Origin of the sequence: Bacillus sp. USDA818B3_A, from assembly GCF_009928415.1 — a bacterium.
In the GTDB taxonomy this organism is placed as follows: domain Bacteria; phylum Bacillota; class Bacilli; order Bacillales; family Cytobacillaceae; genus Neobacillus.
Genome location: NZ_JAABNN010000002.1, coordinates 126,212 through 151,775 on the forward strand (window position 1 = coordinate 126,212; position 25,564 = coordinate 151,775).

25 protein-coding genes are annotated in these 25,564 nt (G+C 40.3%); all 25 read right to left on the reverse strand.

Annotation, left to right across the window (positions count from 1 at the left end; all coding sequences use genetic code 11):
* Positions 1 to 51: 51 nt before the first annotated feature.
* A complete protein-coding gene (codY, locus tag GXK58_RS03740; RefSeq protein WP_160719989.1) occupies positions 52 to 831 on the reverse strand; it encodes a GTP-sensing pleiotropic transcriptional regulator CodY in 780 nt (259 codons plus the stop codon).
* 111 nt (positions 832 to 942) lie between these two features.
* Positions 943 to 2,346 (reverse strand): HslU--HslV peptidase ATPase subunit, encoded by a 1,404-nt coding sequence (gene hslU, locus GXK58_RS03745; protein ID WP_160719991.1) that lies wholly within the window; start codon positions 2,344 to 2,346, stop codon positions 943 to 945.
* Between the two features lie 18 nt (positions 2,347 to 2,364).
* Positions 2,365 to 2,907, reverse strand: a complete 543-nt coding sequence (hslV, locus tag GXK58_RS03750) for an ATP-dependent protease subunit HslV (protein WP_160719993.1) — start codon at positions 2,905 to 2,907, stop codon at positions 2,365 to 2,367.
* Positions 2,908 to 3,166: 259 nt separating this feature from the next.
* Complete coding sequence (gene trmFO, locus GXK58_RS03755; protein WP_160719995.1) at positions 3,167 to 4,474, reverse strand: FADH(2)-oxidizing methylenetetrahydrofolate--tRNA-(uracil(54)-C(5))-methyltransferase TrmFO; 1,308 nt, start codon at positions 4,472 to 4,474, stop codon at positions 3,167 to 3,169.
* Between the two features lie 349 nt (positions 4,475 to 4,823).
* Positions 4,824 to 6,905, reverse strand: coding sequence for a type I DNA topoisomerase (gene topA / locus GXK58_RS03760; RefSeq protein WP_160720008.1), 2,082 nt, complete (start codon positions 6,903 to 6,905; stop codon positions 4,824 to 4,826).
* A 339-nt stretch (positions 6,906 to 7,244) separates the two neighbouring features.
* Positions 7,245 to 8,135 (reverse strand): DNA-processing protein DprA, encoded by an 891-nt coding sequence (dprA, locus tag GXK58_RS03765; protein ID WP_160720010.1) that lies wholly within the window; start codon positions 8,133 to 8,135, stop codon positions 7,245 to 7,247.
* 209 nt (positions 8,136 to 8,344) lie between these two features.
* Complete coding sequence (gene sucD, locus GXK58_RS03770) at positions 8,345 to 9,247, reverse strand: succinate--CoA ligase subunit alpha (RefSeq protein WP_160720012.1); 903 nt, start codon at positions 9,245 to 9,247, stop codon at positions 8,345 to 8,347.
* Between the two features lie 23 nt (positions 9,248 to 9,270).
* A complete protein-coding gene (sucC, locus tag GXK58_RS03775) occupies positions 9,271 to 10,431 on the reverse strand; it encodes an ADP-forming succinate--CoA ligase subunit beta (RefSeq protein ID WP_160720014.1) in 1,161 nt (386 codons plus the stop codon).
* 211 nt (positions 10,432 to 10,642) lie between these two features.
* The gene (locus GXK58_RS03780; protein WP_160720016.1) at positions 10,643 to 11,422 is read right to left on the reverse strand and encodes a ribonuclease HII; all 780 of its coding nucleotides are present in this window, start codon (positions 11,420 to 11,422) and stop codon (positions 10,643 to 10,645) included.
* Between the two features lie 58 nt (positions 11,423 to 11,480).
* Positions 11,481 to 12,356, reverse strand: a complete 876-nt coding sequence (gene ylqF / locus GXK58_RS03785; RefSeq protein WP_160720018.1) for a ribosome biogenesis GTPase YlqF — start codon at positions 12,354 to 12,356, stop codon at positions 11,481 to 11,483.
* Between the two features lie 27 nt (positions 12,357 to 12,383).
* The gene (lepB, locus tag GXK58_RS03790) at positions 12,384 to 12,944 is read right to left on the reverse strand and encodes a signal peptidase I (protein WP_160720020.1); all 561 of its coding nucleotides are present in this window, start codon (positions 12,942 to 12,944) and stop codon (positions 12,384 to 12,386) included.
* A gap of 231 nt (positions 12,945 to 13,175) precedes the next feature.
* Complete coding sequence (gene rplS, locus GXK58_RS03795) at positions 13,176 to 13,520, reverse strand: 50S ribosomal protein L19 (RefSeq protein WP_160720849.1); 345 nt, start codon at positions 13,518 to 13,520, stop codon at positions 13,176 to 13,178.
* A 144-nt stretch (positions 13,521 to 13,664) separates the two neighbouring features.
* Positions 13,665 to 14,408: a tRNA (guanosine(37)-N1)-methyltransferase TrmD gene (gene trmD, locus GXK58_RS03800; RefSeq protein WP_160720022.1), complete on the reverse strand. Its 744-nt coding sequence runs from the start codon at positions 14,406 to 14,408 to the stop codon at positions 13,665 to 13,667.
* Positions 14,405 to 14,923 carry a ribosome maturation factor RimM gene (gene rimM / locus GXK58_RS03805; protein WP_160720024.1) on the reverse strand — a complete coding sequence of 173 codons (519 nt, stop codon included), beginning with the start codon at positions 14,921 to 14,923 and terminating at the stop codon, positions 14,405 to 14,407. Before rimM ends, trmD begins: the two co-directional genes overlap by 4 nt.
* A 14-nt stretch (positions 14,924 to 14,937) precedes the next feature.
* Complete coding sequence (locus GXK58_RS03810; RefSeq protein WP_160720026.1) at positions 14,938 to 15,324, reverse strand: YlqD family protein; 387 nt, start codon at positions 15,322 to 15,324, stop codon at positions 14,938 to 14,940.
* Between the two features lie 157 nt (positions 15,325 to 15,481).
* Entirely contained in the window at positions 15,482 to 15,712 is a 231-nt protein-coding gene (locus tag GXK58_RS03815) for a KH domain-containing protein (protein ID WP_160720028.1), read from the reverse strand.
* Positions 15,713 to 15,726: 14 nt separating this feature from the next.
* Positions 15,727 to 15,999 (reverse strand): 30S ribosomal protein S16, encoded by a 273-nt coding sequence (rpsP, locus tag GXK58_RS03820; protein WP_160720030.1) that lies wholly within the window; start codon positions 15,997 to 15,999, stop codon positions 15,727 to 15,729.
* 256 nt (positions 16,000 to 16,255) lie between these two features.
* Positions 16,256 to 17,605 carry a signal recognition particle protein gene (gene ffh, locus GXK58_RS03825; RefSeq protein WP_160720032.1) on the reverse strand — a complete coding sequence of 450 codons (1,350 nt, stop codon included), beginning with the start codon at positions 17,603 to 17,605 and terminating at the stop codon, positions 16,256 to 16,258.
* Positions 17,606 to 17,617: 12 nt separating this feature from the next.
* On the reverse strand, positions 17,618 to 17,950 hold the full coding sequence (locus GXK58_RS03830) for a putative DNA-binding protein (protein ID WP_160720851.1): 333 nt from the start codon (positions 17,948 to 17,950) through the stop codon (positions 17,618 to 17,620).
* 100 nt (positions 17,951 to 18,050) lie between these two features.
* Positions 18,051 to 19,037, reverse strand: coding sequence for a signal recognition particle-docking protein FtsY (gene ftsY / locus GXK58_RS03835; RefSeq protein WP_160720034.1), 987 nt, complete (start codon positions 19,035 to 19,037; stop codon positions 18,051 to 18,053).
* Positions 19,038 to 19,055: 18 nt separating this feature from the next.
* Positions 19,056 to 22,622 carry a chromosome segregation protein SMC gene (gene smc, locus GXK58_RS03840; RefSeq protein ID WP_160720036.1) on the reverse strand — a complete coding sequence of 1,189 codons (3,567 nt, stop codon included), beginning with the start codon at positions 22,620 to 22,622 and terminating at the stop codon, positions 19,056 to 19,058.
* A 52-nt stretch (positions 22,623 to 22,674) separates the two neighbouring features.
* Entirely contained in the window at positions 22,675 to 23,412 is a 738-nt protein-coding gene (gene rnc, locus GXK58_RS03845; RefSeq protein WP_160720038.1) for a ribonuclease III, read from the reverse strand.
* A gap of 157 nt (positions 23,413 to 23,569) precedes the next feature.
* A complete protein-coding gene (gene acpP / locus GXK58_RS03850; RefSeq protein ID WP_098528750.1) occupies positions 23,570 to 23,803 on the reverse strand; it encodes an acyl carrier protein in 234 nt (77 codons plus the stop codon).
* 71 nt (positions 23,804 to 23,874) lie between these two features.
* Positions 23,875 to 24,618, reverse strand: a complete 744-nt coding sequence (gene fabG / locus GXK58_RS03855; protein WP_160720040.1) for a 3-oxoacyl-[acyl-carrier-protein] reductase — start codon at positions 24,616 to 24,618, stop codon at positions 23,875 to 23,877.
* Positions 24,615 to 25,562 carry an ACP S-malonyltransferase gene (gene fabD, locus GXK58_RS03860; protein WP_160720042.1) on the reverse strand — a complete coding sequence of 316 codons (948 nt, stop codon included), beginning with the start codon at positions 25,560 to 25,562 and terminating at the stop codon, positions 24,615 to 24,617. The genes fabG and fabD overlap by 4 nt, the downstream gene beginning before the upstream one ends.
* Positions 25,563 to 25,564 lie beyond the last annotated feature (2 nt).

The following is a 25,564-nucleotide window of genomic DNA, read 5'->3' on the forward strand; positions in this document are numbered from 1 at the left end:
AGAGTCCAAAAAATAAATCCCCAATTCTCTCAAATTGGGGATGATCTGATATTAATGTGATCTTAATTTATCAAGCTCAACAAGAAACTTATCATTAAGTACCTTAATATACGTCCCTTTCATACCAAGAGAACGTGATTCTATTACCCCTGCACTTTCAAGCTTTCTTAGTGCATTTACAATGACTGAACGAGTGATACCAACGCGGTCAGCAATTTTTGAAGCAACCAACAATCCTTCTTGTCCGTTAAGCTCTTCAAAAATATGCTCAATCGCTTCTAATTCACTATAAGACAATGAACTAATTGCCATTTGAACGACAGCTTTACTTCTTGCTTCCTCTTCAATTTCTTCTGATTTTTCACGTAAAATTTCCATACCTACAACGGTTGCACCGTATTCGGCTAAAATTAAATCATCATCATGGAATTTTTCCTGCAGTCTGGCAAGAATTAAAGTACCAAGGCGTTCCCCGCCGCCGATAATTGGAACAATCGTAGTTAGACCTTCTTTGAATAAGTCTCTATTTTCAACAGGGAAAGCAGTATATGGGCTTTCAAGATCAAGGTTTGAAGAAGTCTCTTGAATATTAAACAACCCTTTTGAGTATTCCTCAGGAAATTGACGGTCCTCAAACATTTTCTTAATACGTTCATTTTCAATCTGCTGGTAAATCGAAAATCCTAAAAGCTTCCCGCGGCGGCTAACAATATATACATTAGCCTCAATTGTCTCACTTAACGTTTCCGACATTTCTTTGAAATTAACAGGCTTGCCTGCTGCCTTCTGTAGTAAAACATTAATACGTCTAGTTTTTGTAAGTAAATCCATCTGTTTCTTCCTCCTAGTAACTACAACCATTATTAAATTTTTTGTAATAATATACCGTCTATGAATAATTTAAGAATGGCGTCTCCTGAAAAATTCAAAAAATCAGCATTCCTAAAGAATGAATTGGCTTAGATCTTTATTTTTAGAAATTGCCCCAAGTTTTTCATCAACATATTGAGGGGTAATCGTTATTTTCTCCATCGTAATGTCCGGAGCTTCAAAGGATAAATCCTCTAATAGCTTTTCAAGGATTGTATGAAGACGTCTAGCCCCAATATTGTCAGTATTTTGGTTTACTTCGAATGCAACTTCAGCGATTCTACGAATAGCATCGTCAGAAAATTCAATTTGTATACCTTCAGTTTCCAATAATGCTTGATATTGTTTAATTAAGGCATTATCAGGTTCAATTAAAATTCTGAAGAAGTCATCCACCGTTAACTTTGTAAGTTCTACACGAATTGGAAAACGCCCTTGAAGTTCCGGAATTAAATCTGAAGGTTTTGCAATATGAAAAGCTCCTGCAGCAATAAATAAGATGTGATCTGTTTTAATGGAGCCATATTTTGTAACAACAGTTGAACCTTCTACCACTGGCAGAATATCCCGTTGAACACCTTCCCTTGAAACATCTGCTGATGATCCGCCGGAATTTTTGCTGGCAATTTTATCAATCTCATCAATAAAGATGATTCCAGTTTGTTCAGCGCGGTAAATAGCCTCTGATGAGACTTCATCCATATCGATCAACTTTGCAGCCTCTTCGCTTGTTAACACTTTTCTTGCTTCGCGGACGGTTAGTTTTCTCTTCTTACGTTTTTTCGGCATAAAGCTGCTTAACGCATCCTGCATATTCATGCCCATTTGTTCAATTCCAGAACCTTGAAGCATATCGAACATAGAAGGGGTTTGCTCTTCTACTTCTACCGTAACAATTTCTTCTTCTAATTGTCCTAAAGCGAGTTTCTCTCTAACAATCTTCCGTTTTTCCTGAACAGAAAAATCATCCTGTTGTGTTTCTGGTTCAGACGAAGTATTCCCGCCCCCAAATAACATTTCAAGTGGATTTTTATAGTTCGCTGCCTTTTTGGCTGATGGAACAAGTAAATCTACGAGCCTGCTATTAGCACTTTCTTCTGCTCGTTCCTTTACACTTTGCATACGGTCCTCTTTTACTAAACGAACAGATGTTTCAGCAAGGTCGCGGACCATTGATTCGACATCACGGCCTACATAGCCTACTTCGGTAAATTTAGTTGCTTCCACCTTAATAAAAGGAGCACCTACAAGTTTTGCCATTCTTCTGGCAATTTCCGTCTTACCTACGCCTGTTGGACCGATCATTAAAATGTTTTTTGGGATGATCTCTTCACGGAGTTTTTCACTTAAAAGACCCCTGCGATAACGGTTTCTCAAGGCAACAGCAACCGCTTTCTTAGCGTCCTTTTGTCCAATAATATATTGATCAAGTCTTTCAACTATTTGGCGGGGAGTTAAATCCGTCGTTTTAACCATTTTTTTGTCTCCTTCCAGTTACAGCTCTTCAACAATAATGTTGTGGTTTGTATATACACATATTTCCGCAGCTATTTCTAAAGAAGCTTTTGCAATTTCTTTTGCAGATAAATGTTCTCCTGCATATTTCTTTAATGAACGGCCAGCAGCTAGTGCGTAATTTCCGCCTGAGCCAATTGCGAGAATTCCATCATCAGGTTCAATTACTTCACCTGTCCCGGAAACTAGTAGAAGACTTTCGCGATTCATGACAATTAACATTGCTTCTAACTTGCGAAGCATCTTATCGTTTCTCCATTCTTTAGCAAGTTCGACTGCTGCTCTCTGGAGATTCCCGTTATATTCTTCTAGTTTTACTTCAAACAGTTCAAAAAGAGTAAACGCATCTGCTACTGAACCAGCGAAACCCGCCAATACTTTACCATTAAAGATCTTTCTTACTTTTCTAGCAGTGTGTTTCATCACAACCGCATTGCCAAATGTCACCTGACCATCACCGGACATGGAACATTCACCATTATGGTGGATTGCAAATATGGTAGTCGCATGGAATTGATTCATATTCTCTTTTCCTCCTTTTGGAGTTATTTCTGTTATAAATGCCAAGTGATATGTAATCTTGGGTCTTTGCCCTACTTATTCTTCCGATAATGAAATCCCTGAAATTAAGTGAAAAAAGGTTCAATTGTCATTCTGCGGAATTATCCGCCATTTGTAAACACCCTGTAATTATGTTTAATAAAACATTCACAAATCACATACCATTTAAATTGCAAGGGCTACTAAATCGTAACATACTTCTATAGCCCTTGCAACAATTTTACAAAACTTTCACAAAGTTCTGAATTGTTTCTAATGCACGGTTAGCATGCTGTAAATTCCGTTCTTGCTTTCCTTTTATTTTCACAGGTAATTCTGGGAATAAACCAAAATTCGCATTCATTGGCTGGAAATTATCAGGATTAGCTGAAGTGATATAACGGGCCATACCGCCAATCGCTGTTTCAGCAGGAAACTCTACGGTTTCTGATCCGGCAGATAGCCGAGCCGCATTAATCCCTGCTATTAAGCCGCTTGCCGCAGATTCCACATACCCCTCGACACCTGTCATTTGCCCGGCAAAAAATAGGTTTTCGTTATTTCTGAATTGGTATGTTGCCTTTAGAACCTTTGGTGAATTAATAAACGTGTTCCGGTGCATTACACCATACCGTACAATTTCAGCATTTTCAAGACCAGGAATTAAGCTGAAAACTTCCTTTTGTGCCCCCCACTTTAAATGTGTCTGAAAACCAACAATGTTATAAAGTGTACCGGCTGCATCATCTTGACGAAGCTGAACGACCGCATATGGTCTCTTCCCTGTTTTCGGATCTTCTAAACCAACTGGTTTTAGCGGTCCAAAAAGCATTGTCTTTTTTCCTCTAGCCGCCATAACTTCTATTGGCATACAGCCTTCAAAAAAGACTTCCTTTTCAAATTCTTTAGTCGGAGCCGTCTCAGCCGAAACTAGTGCCTCATAAAAAATGTTGAATTCTTCTTCAGTCATCGGACAATTTAAGTAAGCTGCTTCTCCCTTATCATAACGAGATTTTAAATAAACCTTGTCCATATTTATACTGTCTTTTTCTAAAATCGGTGCCGCTGCATCATAAAAGTACAGATAGTCTTCACCGGTTAAATTCTTTAGCTGGGCAGATAAGGCTTCACTGGTTAGCGGGCCTGTTGCAATGACAGTTATCCCCTCAGGAATTTCGGTAACTTCCTCATTATAAACTGTTACATTTTCATGATTTTTGACCATCTCTGTTACCTTTGCCGCAAATTCGTGACGATCTACTGCTAAAGCACCACCAGCAGGTACGGAACATGCATCAGCCGCTGCAATAATAACCGAATCAAGTTTTCTCATTTCTTCCTTAAGTACCCCTACTGCATTGGTTAAGTTATTAGCACGCAAGGAATTACTACAAACTAGCTCTGCGAATTTATCTGTGTGGTGAGCAGGGGTTTGTTTGACGGGGCGCATTTCAAAAAGATTTACCTTCACCCCACGTTTGGCTATTTGCCAAGCTGCTTCGCTCCCCGCTAAGCCAGCTCCAACTACATTTATCGTTATATCTTTCAATTAAGTACCTCCTCAATAACTTTCACTAATTATGCTTAATAACCATTTTGGATTAAAAAGTACTAAATATACCTTACCCTCAGAACAAGTCCATCTTGCATTGTACTATACGAATCAGGAACAAAAAAGTTTTTTGTTTTTAAGAAAAGCGGAAGGCGCCCGTTTATCGGCGACAAGCACAAGACGAGCCGGCCGAAAGGTTGTTTTTTAACCTTTTGGACGGATTGGCTTGTGACCTCGAGCCGATGGCGCCTGGAGCTAGACAATTCTCGAAATAGGGAAGCTGGACATTTTTCAAAGTCGATTAATATTTTTTACTTCACAATAAAAGAGTGGGTTATCCCCACTCTTAACTTTGCTGTTCTTCCTTGTAATCGCAATTCACACACTGAACTTGAATACCTTTTTTTAATTTCTTTTCAATCAGCATGCTGTCACATTTAGGACAAGGTCTTGGCAGCGGTTTATCCCATGAAATAAATTCACAAGAAGGATAATTCGTACAGCCATAGAATATTCTACGCTTCTTACTCTTTCGTTCAATAATCTGTCCTTCTTTACAGTTTGGACAAGTAACACCAATCTCTTTAACAATTGCTTTGGTATTTCTGCAATCAGGAAAATTACTGCATGCCATAAATTTACCATATCGGCCCATTTTAAATACCATTGGGTTGCCGCAGTTTTCACAATCCTCTCCGGCCGGCTCATCTTTGATTTCAACCGACTGCATTTCTTGCTCGGCTATTTTTAAATGGGTTTCGAAATCCCGGTAAAATTCATCAATTACTTGAACCCAGCGGACTTTTCCTTCTTCCACATTATCCAAACCCTGCTCCATTTTCGCAGTGAATTCTACATCAAGAATTTCCGGGAAAAATTCAACCATTAATTCGTGGACAATCTCACCGAGTTCTGTTGGAACAAAGCGCTTATTATCCAGTGCAACATAGCCCCTCTTTTGGATCGTATCCAAAGTTGGTGCATAGGTAGACGGGCGCCCGATACCCCGCTCTTCAAGAGTTTTGACCAGTCTTGCTTCCGTATAACGCGGCGGCGGCTGAGTGAAATGCTGTTTAGGATCAATATCCTTTTTAAACACTTCATCGCCTTCTTTAAGGTCTGGAAGCATTTTATTTGGACCATCCACCTGGTCATCCGTACCTTCCACATAAACCTTCATAAAGCCCGGAAACTTGATTTTAGAGCCGGTTGCCCGGAATATGACATTGCCATTTTGCAGATCAACGCTCATGGTATCCATAACTGCCTGTGCCATTTGACTGGCAAGGAACCGCTCCCAAATTAGCTTGTATAATCGAAACTGGTCCCGGGAGAGAAATGCTTTTAAACTGTTAGGATCCCGTAAGGTGCTTGTTGGACGAATCCCCTCATGAGCATCCTGCGCATTTGATTGTTTTTTTTCTTTTCTTTGCTCGTTCTTTAAATATTCTTCTCCGAATTCTTCTTTGATGTAGCTGGCTGCCTCACCTTGAGCAACTTCAGAAATCCTGGTAGAGTCTGTCCTCATATAGGTAATTAATCCGACTGTACCTTCCTTGCCAAGCTCTATCCCTTCATAAAGCTGCTGGGCAAGCATCATTGTTTTCCTTGCACGGAAATTTAACTTCCTTGCTGCTTCCTGTTGGAGAGAGGAAGTAATAAAAGGCGGTGCCGGATTTCTGCGGCGTTCCTTTTTAGTCACAGAGACGACCTTAAATTTATTATCTGCCATCTGTTTCAATACCGCTTGAACATCGGCTTCTGACTTTAATTCCACTTTTTCTTGTCCAGCTAAGGAATGGAAAGCTCCACTAAATTGGTCCTTGCCTTTTAAGAACTCACCCTCAATGGTCCAATATTCTTCCGGGTTAAAATCTTTGATTTCTTTTTCACGATCGATAATTAACCGGACAGCTACAGATTGAACGCGGCCCGCACTCAGCCCTTTTTTCACCTTTTTCCAGAAGAGCGGGCTAATGTTATAACCCACAAGCCTGTCTAAGATTCTCCGGGCCTGCTGGGCATCAACAAGGTCCATATTAATTGGACGAGGGTGTTTAAAGGACTCTTTAATGGCATCCTTTGTTATTTCATTGAAAACAACGCGGCAATCGGACTCGATATCCACATCTAAACTGTGCGCTAAATGCCAGGCAATTGCTTCCCCTTCGCGATCCGGGTCAGCTGCGAGATAAACTTTTTTAGCTTTTTTTGCAGCTGTTTTTAATTCCTTTAATACCGGGCCTTTCCCGCGAATCGTAATATATTTTGGTTCAAAGCTTTTTTCAACATCCACTCCCATTTGACTGCGCGGTAAGTCGCGTACGTGTCCCATCGAAGCTTTGACTTTATACTTATTTCCTAAATAACGTTCTATTGTTTTCGCTTTTGCTGGCGATTCAACAATTACTAGATATTCTGCTGCCATTCTAAATCCTCCTTAAGAGGGAAAGTGTGAAAGCGCCTTGAATACGGCAAAAGCCTGATTCTAAGATGCTTACCATTTGAGAAGTTTTCCTAAATTCCAGTTTATACACATTGAACCGGAGAAAATACTTTACAAAACTGCCAATCCCAAAATATTTAAACTATATGTTAATTTACATAGTATTTAAATTTTTTAATTCTATTCATTTTTTCATTAATCCGTTAAATAGTATTTTAACATCTGTTGGAAAATGTATAACATAATATAAATTTTTGCAACCTTTTTAAGGTAATTTCTCCATTTAATTAAAAATACCTGCAAAAAAAGTGCGTTTTAATTTTAAGTTTGTCTAACTTTTGGCTCATATTTTAATTCTTCTATGATGTCCTTCGCGCTTGTAATAAGTTTTGCCCCTTGCTGGATTAATTCATTCGTTCCACCCGAACAGGGATTAAAAATACTTCCAGGTAAGGAAAATACTTCACGTCCTTCATGAACAGCAAAGTTTGCAGTAATCAGTGAGCCGCTTTTCCGTTTTGCTTCTATAATAAATGTTCCTGCAGATAATCCGCTAATAATTCGATTCCTTGCGGGAAAATGCCATCTAAGCGGTTTGGTATCAGGGGGATATTCGGAGAGGACTAGCTGATGCTTAGTCATCGTTAGAGCAAGAGGAATGTTTTCCTTCGGATAGATATGGTATATACCGCCAGCAATGACTGCTATCGTTCTTCCGCCTAGTTTAATTGTTTCTTCATGGGCGAGGGCGTCTATCCCCTTAGCCAGTCCGCTGACAATCAAAATATCATGTTGGATTAACTCTGGAAAGAGGAGACGGATGGCATTTTTCCCGTATTGTGTTGCTTGCCGTGAACCAACTACTGCTAGTTTTGGTTCACTTGCCAATAGGGCTATGTCACCTCTTGCATACAATGCCCAAGGAGGCTGATAGATTTCTTTTAACGATTGTGGGTATTCTTTATCAAAAATGGTAATGACGGAAATGTCATTGGCTGGATATTGGCGGATTTGTTCGTGGATGAGTTCTGGATGAGAAGAATTGGCAGAGGTTACCTTAGAATCACTGCTTTGGTATGAGAGTAAGGGGTTTACGGCTAATTTGGAAATAGATTGGAGCATTGGATCTCTTTTTAATATTTTATAGACGTTTTCCCAGGTGATATTGGGGTAGTGCAGTAATTGAATAAATCTTTCTTTAAACTCATCCATAATAAAACCTCCAATTATTTTTTGTTTATGATAAATAGCCCCTCAAAAATATTGAGGGACTATATGACAGACTAAGGTGATATTTAGTGTCTAGCTACAGACGCCATCGGCTCGAGGTCACACGCCAATCCGACAAGAAGGTTAAAGAGCAACCTTCTTGCCAGCTCGTCTTGTGCTTGTCGCCGATAAACGGGCGTCTTCCGCTTTTCTTAGTGGGTTTTACACTTATCGTATAAACCTTTTTCTTTTAATACTTCAATTAAAGTTTCGCCCATTACGGAAGGAGTGTCGGCTACTTTAATGCCACATTCGTTCATGATGCGAATCTTTTCATCTGCTGTACCTTTTCCACCGGAAATGATGGCACCTGCGTGTCCCATTCTTTTTCCTGGAGGTGCAGTACGGCCGCCAATGAAGCCAACAACCGGCTTGGTCATGTTTGCTTTCACCCATTCGGCTGCCTCTTCCTCTGCAGTACCGCCGATTTCACCAATCATGATTACTGCATATGTTTCAGGATCTTCATTAAATGCTTTTAAAACATCGATGAAGTTTGTACCGTTCACTGGGTCTCCGCCAATTCCAACCGCAGTTGTTTGACCAATACCAGCTTGTGTTAATTGATGAACAGCTTCATATGTTAAGGTACCAGAACGGGAAACAACTCCAACATGGCCCTTTGTATGGATATATCCAGGCATGATGCCAATTTTACATTCATCAGCAGTAATGACACCAGGGCAGTTAGGACCTACTAAACGAGTCTTTTTGCCTTCCATGTAACGTTTAACCTTTACCATATCTAAGACTGGAATATGCTCTGTAATACAAATAACAAGATCTAGGTCTGCATCGACTGCTTCAATAATAGAATCAGCTGCAAATGGAGCAGGAACATAGATAACAGAAGCATTTGCACCTGTCGCATCAACAGCGTCTCTAACCGTGTTAAATACAGGCACGCCTTCCACTTCTTGACCAGCTTTTCCTGGTGAGGTTCCGCCGACAATCTTTGTACCGTATTCAAGCATTTGCTTTGTATGGAAGCGGGCTGTTCCGCCAGTAATCCCTTGAACAATAACTTTTGTATCTTTATTAATAAAAACGCTCACGTGAATTCCCCTTTCTTTTGATCCTATTTAACTAATGAAACGATTTTTTGTGCACCGTCAGCCATGGATTCAGCAGCAATAATTTCTACGCTTGACTCAGCAAGAATTTTCTTACCTAAATCAACATTTGTTCCTTCTAATCGAACAACAAGCGGAACAGATAGTCCAACCTGCTTAGCTGCTTCAACAACACCCTCAGCAATGACATCACACTTCATGATTCCACCAAAGATATTAACAAAAATACCTTTTACATTTGGATCTGAAAGGATAATTTTGAATGCTTCTGTAACCTTTTCAGCTGTTGCGCCGCCCCCAACATCAAGGAAGTTAGCCGGATCGCCGCCGTAATGCTTAACGATATCCATTGTTGCCATCGCAAGACCAGCACCATTAACCATACAGCCGATATTTCCATCTAAGGCAATATAGCTTAGGTCATATTTAGATGCTTCGATTTCTTTTGCATCCTCTTCTTCTAGATCGCGGTAAGCTAAAACGTCCTTTTGACGATACAGGGCATTTGAATCAAAATTTAATTTCGCATCTAAAGCCATAACCTGCCCATCACCAGTTACCACTAATGGGTTGATTTCAGCGATTGAGCAATCTTTTTCAATGTAAGCATTGTATAAGCCCATCATGAACTTAACAGCTTGATTAACTAACTCATTAGGAATATTAATATTAAATGCAATACGACGAGCTTGGAAAGGCTGTAAGCCGATAGCCGGATCAATTACTTCTTTAAAAATTTTCTCAGGCGTTTTAGCTGCTACCTCTTCGATTTCTGTACCGCCTTCTTCAGATGCCATTAAAACGACACGTGAAGTAGCACGATCTAATACTAGTCCAACATAGTATTCTTTCTTAATGTCGCAGCCTTCTTCAATTAGGAGGCGTTTTACTTCTTTACCTTCAGGACCAGTTTGGTGTGTAACTAGGGTTTTTCCTAGAATTTCACTTGCATATGTACGAACCTCATCAAGGTTTTTCGCAACTTTTACGCCACCGGCTTTTCCACGTCCACCTGCATGGATTTGCGCTTTTACCACACATACTTGTGTTCCTAGTTCTTTAGCAGCTTCTACTGCTTCTTCAACCGTGAATGCCACTTTTCCGTTTGGAACAGCTACCCCGAATTGCTTGAGGATCTCTTTTCCTTGATACTCATGGATATTCATTTCCCATCCTCCTATCAAACTCTTCAAAAAATTGACTCCGTTTTCATTTTATATAATGACAGATACCTTGTCTACCATAAAGCATTAAAATTATACTCATCTTTAAAATATTCAGAATAGTGATCCTTTAGAAACCGTTTTCACAGGGGTTTTACCGCTATTATTTTTTTCTTACAATAATAAAAAAACAGGCAAAATACCTGTTTTTTCATCAACTTATTATGTTGCAATAGTCTTTCACAGGGGCAAAGCTTTTGCGGTGATAAGGAGTTATACCATATTGTTTTATTGCTTCTAGGTGTTCCTTGGTCCCATATCCCATATTTTGCTGGAATCCATAAACAGGATATCTTAACGCCAGCTCTTTCATTAAGTCATCTCTTGCCACTTTTGCAATAATGGATGCTGCCGCAATAGAGATACTTTTTGCGTCACCTTTAATAATCGATTCTGTTGGATAGGGTGTTTCAAGCTTCATTGCATCAATCAGTAAAAAATCAGGCTTTGGATCAAGAGAGACAATCGCGGCCTTCATTGCCTTTTTAGTGGCTTCATAAATATTCACTTCATCAATTTCATCCGCCTGTACCATTGCCACACTATACGCAAGTGCCTCTTTTTTAATAATAGCTGCAAATTCCTCACGTTTCTTTTCGGTTAGCTTCTTGGAATCATCAATACCGGCTAAGAAAAACTCCTCTGGTAAAATAACTGCGGCCGCTGTAACTGGTCCCGCAAGCGGTCCTCTGCCTACCTCGTCTACACCAGCAATGAAACTAAAACCTTGCATACGTAGATTTTGCTCATATTGGTTCATCTCAGCAAACTTTGCACGGAGCCTTTTTTCTTGTTCTCTTTGTTTTTTCCACTTAGTCAAGGATGCTTGGGCACCTTTCCGTTCATCCTTTTCAAGTTCAACAATAAAAAGATCTGTTTCCTCCAGGATATCCACCAGTTTTTCCTCTATCTGTGCAATTGAAAGTTTCTTCATATGTAGTCACCTTATATTAAAAATTGAAAAAAGCAAGCCCTCCGGACGGAGAGCTGGGTTAAGAATTATTTTCCACAGGTAAGGCAATATCTTTCGGTCTTTCAAATGACAGCGGGCCAAATTTTTCAGAGCGAATTTCCCTGACCACTAATTCTGCTACTTTGTCATAATCGACCACCCCACCGCCCATTAAACAGCCTCTAAGCGTACCAATATGGTCAAATACTGCAACAATATCCTCCGGTATCTCATTAAGCTTGTACCTGTCCTGTAATCGCTGTGGATAGTCTTTTTCTAGAAAGCGGAGTGAGTAAACCGTTAAATCCTGCAAATTTAATAAAGTATCTTTTATCGCACCTGTTATGGCCAGCTTCATTCCGACCTCTTGGTCTTCAAATTTTGGCCATAATATCCCCGGTGTATCGAGCAATTCCAGTTCTTTACCAACTTTTATCCATTGTTGTGCCTTGGTTACTCCTGGAGTATTTCCCGTTTTTGCAATATTTTTCTTTGCAAGGCGGTTAATAAGCGTCGATTTACCCGCATTTGGTATTCCTACAATCATCGCTCTAATCGCTCTGGGTTTTACTCCTCTTGCTTTTAACCGATCAAACTTTTCTTTCAGAATCTCGTTTGAAGCCTGTATAATATTTTTCATGCCTTCGCCTGCTTGAGAGTTAATAGCAAGTGCTTTTATGCCTTTCTCAGCAAAGTACGCAATCCATTCTTTTGTCGCATCTTTATCAGCCATATCCGCTTTATTCAATAAAACTAGTCTTGGCTTATGCTGAATGATTTCATCAATCATTGGATTTCTTGAGGAATAAGGTATTCTCGCATCCACTAATTCAAAAATTATATCAACCAGCTTCAGTTTTTCTGTGACCTCTCTGCGAGCCTTGGCCATATGGCCCGGAAACCATTGAATCGTCAAAGTGCCACCTCCTTTTAAAAGCTTAAACTATTCATCTACTTTAACAATGTGGGCATCCTTTATAGGCCAATAAACAACGCTTGTATTTCCAATGACTTTATTCATTGCTACGGTTCCTATATGTCTCGAATCCTTACTAAAGCGCCGATTATCACCCATTACAAATAATTCACCTTCTGGCACGGTTTTTCGGCCAATTTTTTCTTCGAGAGTGAATGAACCTGTTAAGGGACCGTCTTCTACTTGTTTCTTATATTCATCTAAATAAGGCTCCTTATACGCTTTTCCATTGATATATAAGACATCATCTTTATATTCAAGCGTATCGCCCGGAAGTCCAATTACACGTTTGATATAATCCTTGCCCTCAGGTGCATGGAATACAATAATATCAAATCGCTTGGGTTCGCCAATTTTGTAGCTGAATTTATTAACAATCATCCGATCTTGGTCTTTTAAGGTCGGCATCATGGACAGGCCGTCCACAACAATTGGAGCAAACAGAAAATATCGAATAACTGCAGCTAAGGCTACTGCAATTAATAAGGCTTTCGTCCATTCCCATAGTTCATTTTTCTTTTTTGTCATATGATTCCCCACCAATCACTATTAAAAATCTCTTATTAAGCTTATTTTACATAAGTTAAACTTATTTAACACGATGGGATGTTCTTTTTAACCAAACTTTAATAATTGGTTTAAAAAGAGCACTAACAAAACATTTCGATAAATATCATTTACTATGACTAGAGTTGTTATGTATAGAAAGAGTTAGACAAAAAAAGAGCCTGCTTAGAGCAAGCCCTTTTCTGGTTCGTATTATCGAATCTCTTTAATTCTAGCTTTTTTACCGCGAAGGTTACGCAAGTAGTAAAGTTTAGCACGGCGGACTTTACCGCGGCGAATTACTTCTAGCTTCGCAATTTTTGGTGTGTGAACTGGGAAAGTACGCTCAACGCCTACTCCGTAAGAAACTTTACGTACTGTAAAAGTTTCGCTGATTCCACCACCACGACGCTTAATTACAACACCTTCAAATAACTGAATACGCTCACGAGTACCCTCGACAACCTTTACGTGTACACGTACAGTGTCACCAGGACGGAAAGCAGGAAGATCAGTACGAAGTTGTTCTTGTGTAATTTCTTTAATTAATTGTTGCATCGTTTTCAACTCCTTCCAACAGACGCTCATGCATATCTACTTTCGATTTCATTGCAGCGGAACATCGTTATAAGACCACAATCTGAAACTATCAGCTCTGAGTCACAAGAAGTATCATAACATAATTATTACGAGCCTGCAATATTACTTATAATCTTTTTTTACTTCTTTTAGCCATATTTCCTGTTCTTTGGTAAGTTCCATTTTATCCAGTAGATCAGGTCTTCTTAGAAGCGTCCGGCGCAACGCCTCTTTATTGCGCCATTCTTCGATTAGTTTATGGTTGCCTGACAACAGGACATCAGGGACTTTTAAGCCGCGGAAATCGGCCGGTCTTGTGTAATGAGGATGTTCCAGGAGTCCGGTACTAAAAGAATCTTTTTGATGAGATTCTTCGTTTCCTAGTACTTCTGGGAGCAGCCGGACGACACTATCGACTACCACCATGGCACCCAGCTCGCCCCCGGTCAAGACATAATCACCAATTGATATTTCATCGGTTACGACATGTTCCCGGATTCGTTCATCATACCCCTCATAATGACCGCAAATAAAGATCAAATGCTCTTCTTTTGCTAATTCTTCTGCTTTACGCTGTTCATATCGTTCACCTTGCGGGCAAAGCAGAATCACCCTCGGATTTTTGCTTTTTGCTTGTTCCCTCAGTGAGGCCACAGCATCAAAGATCGGCTGCGGTTTAAGCACCATACCTGCCCCGCCGCCGTATGGATAATCATCTACCGTTGAGTGTTTGTTATCGGCAAAATCGCGGAAGTTCACCACATTATACTGTACAGCAGATTTTTCGGCCGCTTTTTGTAGAATAGAATTGCCGAATACCCCGGTAAACATCTCCGGAAATAACGTCAGGATATCAATCTGCATCATGAAAGCAGTCCTTCCATCGGTTCAATCAGGATGACTTTTTCTTGTACATCTACTTTCTTAACTACTTCATGTATATAAGGAATCAAGACATCTTTACCGCCTTTTCCTTTCACTACCCAAACATCGTTAGCCCCAGGCGAGAGAATCTCCGTTACTTTGCCGATTTCCTCTCCTTTTGTTGTGGCAACCAGACAGCCGATAATCTCATGATAATAGAATTCATCTTCTTCTAATTCTTCCAACTGTGCTTCCGGTACTTTTAAGATACCTTCTTTGAATTTTTCAACATCATTTATATTGTTGTAGCCTTCAAATGTAAGTAACTCAAAATTTTTATGGGTCCTGTGGCTTTTTACCGTGAGTTCGATCGGTGTAGTAGATTTTGGCATAAATAAATAGAGGACATTCCCGGCCTTATAACGTTTTTCCGGGAAATCAGTTTTGGATATAACCCGTACCTCTCCTTTGATTCCTTGTGTATTAACGATTTTTCCAACATTAAACCATTTTTCCATTTTGTGTTCACCTTCTATCTTATTTCCTTAATAATACCGTCCTCAATAATGATGGTAGACTGGCCAATCTTATCTTCCCACGAATCACCAACTTGAATCTCTACGAGGGCTTGGACTTCTTTTTCTTGGATTTCACTGCCTAGTGGTAGGATATGTAATTGTTCCATTTGAAAATCAAGAAGCGAAATTTTTTCTTTCCGCATTTGAATTTCTTTTTCGAATTTTTTCTTTACGGCCTCGGAAGAAAAGTTTTTTGTCCGTTCCAACCGTTTGAGTTCAAATAAAAGCTGGTCGCTTTCTTTTTTCAGTTGTAGGATTTTCCCCTGAAACTTTTCAAATAGCTGTTCCTTGCTTTGTTCCGTTAAGACTTGCTTCACCACAACATTTTGAATCAGCTGCATAAAGATCCGCCTCCCTGTGTTCTTAATAGGAACTATGAGAATTGTCTAGCTTCAGCACCTAGGGGCTCTAGTCTTTAGCCCCTGGGCAAGGCGCTCCGCTTTTCTGATAGCAAAAAAGGGAGGAATGATTCCCTCCCTTTTATCTAGATGCAAAAAGCTATTCACCAATTTCTAGAAAAATTTTCTTTTGTTGTGATGATCCTGCTGCATAAACAACAGTTCTAATGGCCTTTGCAACGCGCCCCTGTTTCCCGATTACTTTTCCCATATCCGTTTTATTGACGGATAGTTGATAGGTAATGCGGGTTTCATCCTCTGAGACATCCACATGAACATCTTCAGGAAAATCAACAAGAGGCTTAACAATCGTTTCGATTAATTGTTTCATAATCGATCAGACAATTACTTGCCTAATTTTGCATTATGGAATTTCTCCATGATGCCTTGGTTTGAGAAAAGGTTACGAACTGTATCAGATGGCTTCGCACCGTCTTTTAACCATTTAAGAGCTAATTCTTCGTTGATATCAATTTTAGCTGGTTCAGAAACTGGATTGTAAGTTCCAACGATTTCAATGTAACGTCCATCACGTGGTGAACGAGAATCTGCTACTACAATACGATAGAAAGGAGTTTTCTTAGCTCCCATACGCTTTAAACGAATTTTTACTGCCATTTTAAATAAGCACCTCCGAATAGTTTCACACAAGATAGTATAATATCAATTCTTTTATAGTTTGTAAAGTGTTTTTTCTTTACAACCAGTATTACCATTTTCTTTCAGATTAAACTTAATTTTTTGATTTCCGCTCCAGGTGCTCGCTTTCCGCGGGCGTGCCGGGGAGCCTCCTCGACGCTATCGCGTCTGCGGGGTCTCCCCTGCCCCGTACTCCCGCAGGAGTCGAGCACCTTCCGCTCCAATCAAAAATATTTTAAAACTTAAAAGGAAACTTCATTCCGCCTTTTTTCTTGGCCTTCATCTGCATTCCGGACATTTGTTTCATCATCTTTTTCATGTCTTCGAACTGCTTTAACAGGCGGTTGATTTCGGTTACTGGACGACCGCTTCCTTTTGAAATTCTTTTTTTACGGCTGGCGTTAAGAATTTCTGGGTTATTCTTCTCGGCCTTAGTCATGGATTGAATGATTGCTTCCACATGGGCAATTTGCTTTTCATCAATTTGAATATTATTCAAACCTTTGATTTTATTTGCACCAGGCATCATCTTCAATAATTCATCCAATGGACCTAAGTTTCGAACTTGGCCAAGCTGATCTAAAAAGTCCTCGAGAGTAAACGACGCAGTTCGCATTTTCTGCTCTAACTCTTTTGCCTTTTGTTCATCCACATTGGCCTGGGCTTTTTCAATAAGTGTCAGGACATCGCCCATTCCCAGGATTCTTGAAGCCATTCGTTCTGGATGAAACGGCTCCAATGCATCCATCTTCTCACCGAGACCAACAAATTTAATTGGTGTCTGTGTAACAGCACGGATAGACAAGGCTGCACCACCACGGGTATCACCATCAAGCTTCGTTAAGACAACACCTGTCAGGCCAAGCTGCTCATTAAAGCTTTGCGCCACATTGACGGCATCCTGCCCGGTCATTGCATCAACGACAAGGAAAATTTCGTCTGGTTTTGTTAGTTCTTTAATGTCCTTCAGCTCATCCATCAATGCCTCATCCACATGCAGACGCCCAGCGGTATCAATCAGAACATAATCATGATGCTCCTCTTTCGCTTTAGCAATCGCCTGCTTGGCAATTTCAACCGGGCTTACTTGGTCTCCAAGCGAGAAGACTGGCATGTCCAATTGCTTGCCTAGAGTTTGGAGCTGCTTGATGGCTGCAGGCCGGTAAATATCAGCCGCGACCAAGAGTGGTTTCCGGTTGTACTTTTTACGAAGTAACAGCGATAGTTTCCCTGTGGTCGTAGTTTTACCGGCCCCTTGCAGCCCGACCATCATAATGACCGTCGGCGGGCGATTGGATGCAGCAATTTTGCTTTGCTCGCCCCCCATTAAAATGGTTAACTCTTCGTTTACAATTTTAATGATTTGCTGCCCTGGAGTTAAACTCTTAAGTACCTCTTGTCCAACAGCACGTTCACTGACTTTTTTGACAAAATCTTTGACTACCTTGAAGTTAACGTCCGCTTCGAGTAAGGCAAGACGCACTTCACGCATCATTTCTTTTACGTCCGCTTCCGAGACTTTTCCTTTTCCACGGATCTTCTGGATTGTATTTTGCAGTCGGTCGGCTAATCCTTCAAACGCCATTCATGCCGCCTCCTAATCTAATTTCTCAAGCTCAAGAATCGTTTCTAATAATGCTTCCTTTAATGGGTTTCCCCCGTTAAGCAATTCCTTCAAATCCCTGATAAGTTTGGTGCGCTCTTGAAATTTCTGAAGTAATAACAGCTTTTCCTCATACTCCTCGAGCATTGCCTCTGTCCGTTTAATATTATCATAAACAGCCTGTCTGCTGACATCATACTCCTCAGCAATTTCTCCCAGAGAGTAATCATCTAAATAATAGAGAGACATATAGCTTTGTTGCTTTGGAGTTAACAGCGAATAGTAGAAATCATATAGATAATTCATTCGCGTTGTCTTTTCAAGCATCATGCCAGTATTCCCTCCAATACTATTGTTAAGTGAAAAGCCTTTACAAGAGTAAGTTTACAGGGTCATGACCTATCTGTCAAGATAATACCTTTACAACCTATTCTGTTTTTTCTACCTGGTCCGCAAACAATCCATACACATATTTTTCCGCATCAAATTCTTGCAGGTCATCCATTTTTTCTCCGAGACCTACAAATTTCACTGGGATTTTTAGTTCATTACGAATCGCCAGGACAATCCCGCCCTTTGCGGTTCCATCCAATTTCGAAAGCACGATCCCACTGACATTTGTTGCTTCTTTAAAAGTTTTTGCCTGAATGAGTGCATTTTGACCGGTGGTGGCATCGAGTACCAAAATCACTTCATGCGGCGCACCTGGTATCTCTCTTTCAATCACTCGTTTTACTTTTTCTAACTCTTTCATCAAGTTTACTTTGTTCTGCAGACGGCCAGCCGTATCACATAATAAAATATCTGCTTTACGGGATTTGGCGGCTTGGATGGCATCATACATAACAGCGGCCGGGTCAGAACCCTCAGCCTGTTTAATGACTTCCACTCCCACTCTTTCGCCCCATACCTCGAGCTGTTCAATTGCACCGGCACGGAAGGTATCACCAGCTGCCATTAACACTTTCTTGCCTTCACTCTTAAATTTATGGCCAAGCTTCCCAATGGTCGTCGTTTTTCCCACTCCATTGACACCAACGAATAGGATAACCGTCAAACCATCTTCCTGGATATTTAATTTAGAAGATTGCCCTTCGCCCGCATTATAAATATCAACGAGCTTCTCGGAAATGACACTTTGCACCTCTTCTGGGTTTTGAATATTACGGCGTTTTACCTCCATCTTCAGCTCATCTATTAACTGCATGACTGTATCAAAGCCGACATCTGCCTGGATTAATATTTCTTCTAATTCTTCAAAGAAGTCTTCATCGACTTTTCGGTACCTGGCTACAAGATCGTTTACTTTCCCAGAAAAATTGTCTCTTGTTTTGGTCAAGCCTTCTTTAAATTTTTCAGTGACTGTATCCGTTGATTTTGAAATCTTTTCTTTTAATTTCTTAAAAAAACTCATGTTTTTCACTTCCTTAGATTAAGATTCAACTAATTCTTTTGTATCCTCGAGGCGTACAGAGACAAGTTTTGAAACTCCCGATTCCTGCATAGTAACTCCATAAAGGACATCCGCTTCTTCCATCGTGCCCTTTCGATGCGTAATGACGATGAATTGTGTTTCTTTGCTATACCGTTTTAGATATTGACTAAAGCGGTGTACATTCGCCTCATCCAAGGCGGCTTCCACCTCATCTAAAATACAGAAAGGAACAGGACGGACTTTTAGAATAGAAAATAATAAGGCTATTGCTGTAAGAGCACGTTCTCCGCCTGAAAGAAGCCCTAGGTTTTGGAGTTTTTTTCCTGGCGGCTGGGCAACAATCTCTACACCTGTATTCAATAAATCTTCTGGTTCAGTCAGAACTAAATCAGCTCTTCCCCCTCCAAAAAGGGTGCGGAATGTCGGTTCAAAATGAGCTCTGATCCCCTCAAAGGTTTGTTCAAACCGTCTTTTCATTTCTGTATCCATTTCATCAATCACTTTATAAAGAGTATCTTTTGCTTCCTGCAGGTCGGTTTTTTGTTCATTTAAAAACTCATAGCGTTCAGAAACCCGTTCATATTCCTCGATCGCCCCTAAATTAACATTGCCAAGCTCTTCGATGGCAAGTTTGATCAATTTAACCTTTTTCCTTGCCTCGTCAACCGGGACCGTTAGTGGATACTGCACCTTTGCACCTTCAAATGACAGGAGGTATTCTTCCCTTAGCTGTGCTAACCGATTTTCAAGCTCCACATCTAAACGGTTGATTTTCACTTCCTCATCTTTTAAAACAACTGTCATCCCTTTATGAAGCCGCTTTAACTCTTTTGCATCTAATTCCATATTTTCAAGTGAATCTTGCATCAATAAACGTTCTTGTCTTCTTTCGGTAATTAACTGTAAGGTTGCCTCTTTGTCCTGCTGTTTTCGCTTTGCTGCCGCTTCTAATTGTTCTTCCCCTGAAGAACTATTCGTCATTTCAGATGACAAGAGGTTGAGATCCTCTGTAAAAATAGTCAGCTTTTGCTCACTCTCGTTTAAATCTTCAAGCAGCTGCGAGAAGCGCTCTTTGGCATGAGTAAACTGTTCATTCTTAGAAGCAAACTCTATTTTTAATTCATTTATTTCGTTTATTAAGGTTTCTTTAGAGCTCAAATCATTTGTTTTCTGTTCGGTCAACTTTGCAATCTGGGCATCAAGTTCAGCTATTGTTACCTTATAGGACTCTATGGACTCCGTTAACTCGGTTTTTCTGTTTGAAAGCGACTCTTTTTCATCCAATAATTGTCCTTTTTCAAGGTCATAGAGCGCTAAACGGTCATTTAGATTTTTCTCCTGAAGCTCTGCCTCACGAAGATCGCCTTTGACGGTTTGCTCTCTTAATCTTAATGACTCACCCTTTTGCCGGATTTCCGTCACATGTTTTTCGACTTGTTGAACTTCTGCTTTTAATTTCTTGACAGTATTCTCTAAGCCTGCTGTTTTTTCTTCCATCACGACGAGCTTTTCTTTTAAATTTTCAAGCTCTCCTTTTCTAGTTAACAAGGACGTCGTTTTTTGCTTGATTGCTCCGCCGGTCATTGAACCGCCAGGATTAACAATATCGCCATCCAAAGTCACCATTCTAGCACGATATTGAAGGAGTTTAGCTAATTCGTTTGCTCCTTTTAAGTCCTTGGTAATAACCACATTCCCAAGCAAATTATTCATAATTTCCGTGTATTTCGGATCAAATGAGACTAAACTGACAGCTGGTCCAATTAAAGATGGGTGGTTCTGGATAGAAGACAATTGAACAGATGATAAAGACCGCCCTTTAATGACATTTAAGGGTAAAAAGGTCGCTCGGCCAAATGAATTCTGCTTCAAGTACTGAATAGCTGTCCGTGCATTTTGCTCAGAATCTACTACAATATGCTGAAGGGCTCCGCCAAGTGCTGTTTCTAAGGCCGTTTCATACTCTTTAGGAACAGTCACGAGTTCAGCAACCGCCCCCTCAATTCCTTGTAATTTATGGTCACGCGCCTTTAAGACCTCTTTGACACCTTGAAAGAAGCCGGCAAAGTCTTCTTCCATTTCTTCGAGCATTTCTTTTCTGGATTTTGCCTGCTGAAGGAGTTGATAGGCTTGATATAATGTTTTCTCTTGTTTCTCGTAATTCTTTTTTACTGTCTCAAGCTCACGCTGTCCTTCACGATAGGCTGCTGCCTGATCTGTTAAACTTCTTTGGACCTCGTCAAGACGAGTTTGGATGTCTAGTTTTTTGTTTTGCGCAGTATGGCGTTCCTGCAAATATTTTTCGTTTTCCGCATCAAGACGGACACCTCTTCGTTCTTGCTGTGCTAATTGCTGATCAATATATTTAATTTCATTTTTTGCGCCAGCTTGGTCGTTTAACAAATCAATATATTCACTTTTTAGACCTTCTATTTTTTCTTCCATATTCTCAGAAAATAATGGAAGCTTTTCTTGCCGCACTTTTAAATCAGCTTGTAATTTTTCAACTTGAGCAGTTAGTTCCTTCACCATTTCTGCTTGTATGTCTCGATTTTTCTGTAACTGACTGATTCGATCGGTCAGTTCTCCGATATTGTTTATTAACTGTTCTTTATTTTGTGCAGCATTCTTTTTCCGTTCTTTTAAAACTTCTTTCCTGCCTTCAAGCTTTTCAAGTTCTTCACTGGCCTGCAGGAGGACATTCTGCAAATCAGTTATAGACTCGTCCATCGCCGCAATCTTATCCCTTGTTTCAACGATGGACGCTTCCTTGACTTGCAATTCAGAGGAAAGCTTTAGTTCCTCCTGTTGGTGTCCCTCTAACTGTTTGGAAAGGTGTTCCCAGTTTTGATGAAGGTCCTCGATTTCATAAACGGTTAAGGCCACCTCGATTTTTTCAAGCTCTGATTTTTTTTCTAGGTAGTCCTTTGCCATAGAGGCTTGAATTTTCAGCGGCTCTACTTGCCCCTCAAGTTCATGTAAAATATCATTTACCCGATTTAAATTATCTTGTGTTTCGAACAGTTTTACTTCAGCTTTTTTCTTGCGATTCTTATATTTTAGAACCCCTGCAGCCTCTTCAAAAATGGTCCGTCGTTCTTCGGCCTTGCTGTTTAAGATTTCTTCCACTTTCCCTTGGCTGATAATCGAAAAAGCTTCCCGGCCAAGACCTGAATCCATAAATAAATCAATGATATCTTTTAGCCGGCATGACTGCTTATTAATGAAAAAATCACTATCACCGGAACGCGAAACCCTCCTGGTCACACTCACTTCATTAAAGTCAAGCCCAAGCCCTTGATCCGTATTATCTAGTGTCAAAGTCACTTCTGCAAAATTAAGAGGCCTTCTGGAATCGCTCCCGGCAAAGATAATATCTTCCATCTTGCTGCCTCTTAAAGACTTGGCTGATTGTTCCCCCAATACCCAGCGAATGGCATCGGTAATATTACTTTTACCACTTCCGTTAGGACCAACTACAGCCGTTACTCCCGGAACAAAATCAACTTCAATGCGCTCAGCAAAAGATTTAAAGCCAATAATGTCCAACCGTTTTAAAAACATTTCTTATCCTCCCTATACTGCTTGGGGATTTCTCCTGCCAACATTGTCATTTCTAAGTTGTTTTTTCTTTTAATACTTTCAGGGCCATTTCAGCCGCATGCTGTTCAGCTTCTTTTTTTGATTTTCCTGCCCCCACACCAAGTTCTGCACCATTCAGGGATACTCTAGAAACAAATTCTTTATTGTGAGCAGGTCCTTTTTCCTGAAGGACACGGTATTCAATCATTCCTGCTCCATCGCGTTGAACAAGCTCTTGTAATTGACTTTTGAAATCCATCACATGAGAAAAAGCACCGGCATTTATTTTAGGAAAGACCACTCTTTCAAGGAATTCAACCACCTTGTCAATTCCCTGATCCAAATATAAAGCACCAATGAAAGCCTCAAATACGTCTGCAAGCAAAGCTGGGCGTTCTCTTCCGCCAGTCATTTCTTCACCTTTGCCAAGCAGTATATGTTGGCCGAATTCCAGTTCATTGGCTAGAGCTACAAGTGAAGGCTCACAAACGATTGCAGCCCGCAGTTTCGTTAGTTCCCCTTCCGTCATAGTCGAATATTTTTTAAAAAGGAATTGTGATACCGTTAATTCCAGAACGGCGTCTCCTAAAAATTCAAGTCTTTCATTATCTTCGAATGGCTTCCTGCGATGCTCATTCACATAGGATGAATGAGTAAAAGCTTGCTTCAATAATTTTTCGTTTTCAATCGTCACGCCGATTGAAGCTTGAAGATCCTTAAATTGATTTTCTTTTGCGCGATTTACTTCTTTGTCTTTACCATTCTTGCGCATGATTTCTCCACCTTGCATCAAATTTACAAACTACATAATTAGAGTTTAAAAAAGTTTTAACGAAAACGCAAAGAAACTTGGCAGATAGTTTGCCAAGTTCTATCATACAGAATAAAGCTCCGTTTGAAAACGGAGCTTTTGAATCAATCTAACGGGATTATTTACTGCTATTTATGTAATTAACAGCATCACCAACAGTACTGATTTTTTCAGCATCATCGTCAGAAATTTCCATATCGAACTCATCTTCTAATTCCATTACTAGTTCAACTACGTCAAGGGAATCAGCACCAAGATCATCTTTAAATGAAGCTTCAAGCTTAACCTGAGATTCATCAACACCTAAACGGTCAACGATGATTTTTGTTACACGTTCTAATACCTCTGCCATGCTTGTTCACCTCCCCTCAAGCTATTATAGAGTATTTCACTAAAAAGATAAATCTAAAATAAAATTAATTTTTACATTACCATGCCGCCATTAACATGGAGGGTCTGGCCAGTAATATATGATGCATCATCAGATGCAATAAAGGCGGTTATTTTCGCAATGTCTTTAGGCTCTCCAAGTCGTGCTAAAGGGATTTGTTTTAACATTTCTCCCTTGACGTCTTCAGATAATTTATCCGTCATGTCCGTGGTAATAAAACCAGGAGCGATCGCATTTACGGTGATATTACGTGATGCCAATTCTTTCGCTGTCGTTTTTGTCATGCCAATGACACCAGCTTTAGCCGCCACATAGTTGACTTGACCTGGATTTCCACTTACGCCGACAACCGAAGCGATATTGATAATCCGGCCCACACGCTGCTTCATCATTTGTCTTGTCACAGCTTTTGTACAGAGGAATACACCTTTTAAGTTGGTGTTGATAACATCATCCCATTCCTCTTCTTTCATTCTCATTAATAAATTATCTCTAGTAATACCTGCATTATTAACAAGAATGTCCAGTCTTCCAAAACGGTCTACAGTAGCTTTTACCATTTCAGCGACTTCTTCTGAATCCGCAACATTACATTTTACCGTAAAAGCATCTCTGCCAAGGGCTTTAATTTCATCGACCACTTCATTTGCCTTTGCTTCACTGCCCGCAAAGTTGACGGCCACATTCGCACCTTGTCTTGCTAATTCCAAAGCAATTTCTCTGCCAATACCTCGGGATGCCCCAGTAACTAGCGCAGTTTTCCCTTCTAAAATCATAAGTTTTCCTCCTTTAAGGCGTCCAATACTGCCTGAGCACTTTCCTCATCGGAAACTGAATAAGTTTTAACTGTCTTATCTATCTTTTTGATTAAGCCTGAAAGGACTTTACCAGGTCCGATTTCTATAAATGTATCAACTCCGAGGCTGATCATTTTTGCTACAGAATCTTCCCATAAAACCGGAGAGTATAGTTGTTCAATTAACTTATCTTTAATTTCTAAACTCGCACTAATAGGTTCAGCGGTGACGTTTGCAATAACCGGGATATCGGCATCCTTCATGTCAATCCCATCAAGCACTTCACGCAGTTGATTGGCTGCTGGTTTCATTAAGGAAGAATGGAACGGTCCGCTGACTTCTAATGGCAGGACCCTTTTAGCCCCAGCTTCTTTTGCTTTTGCCCCTGCATTCTGTACACCTTCCCTAGAACCGGAAATGACAATCTGACCAGGACAGTTTAAGTTGGCTAACGAAACAGGCAAGCCAGTTTCATTCACCTCACCGGTTACTTTTTGGAGCTTCTCACGATCTAAGCCCAAAACAGCAGCCATCGAACCCTCACCATTTGGAACAGCATGCTCCATAAACTCCCCGCGTTTGCGGACGGCATAAACCCCATCTTCAAAAGAAAGGACCCCGGCAGCAACGAGTGCAGTATATTCTCCTAAGCTGTGACCTGCCACATAATCAGCATTAACCCCTGAACGCTGAAAGTAGTCTAGGATGGCAATACTTGTTGTTAACAATGCAGGCTGTGTATTATAGGTCTGTGTTAACTCTTCTTTAGGCCCTTCAAAGATCAATTTACTCAAAGGAACATTTAACTTTTTATCGGCTTTTGAAAAATAATCCATAATTTCTGGGTACTTATCCGCTAAGTCTTTCCCCATTCCTAACGCTTGTGAACCTTGTCCTGGAAAAACAAAGGCAATTTTACTCATGT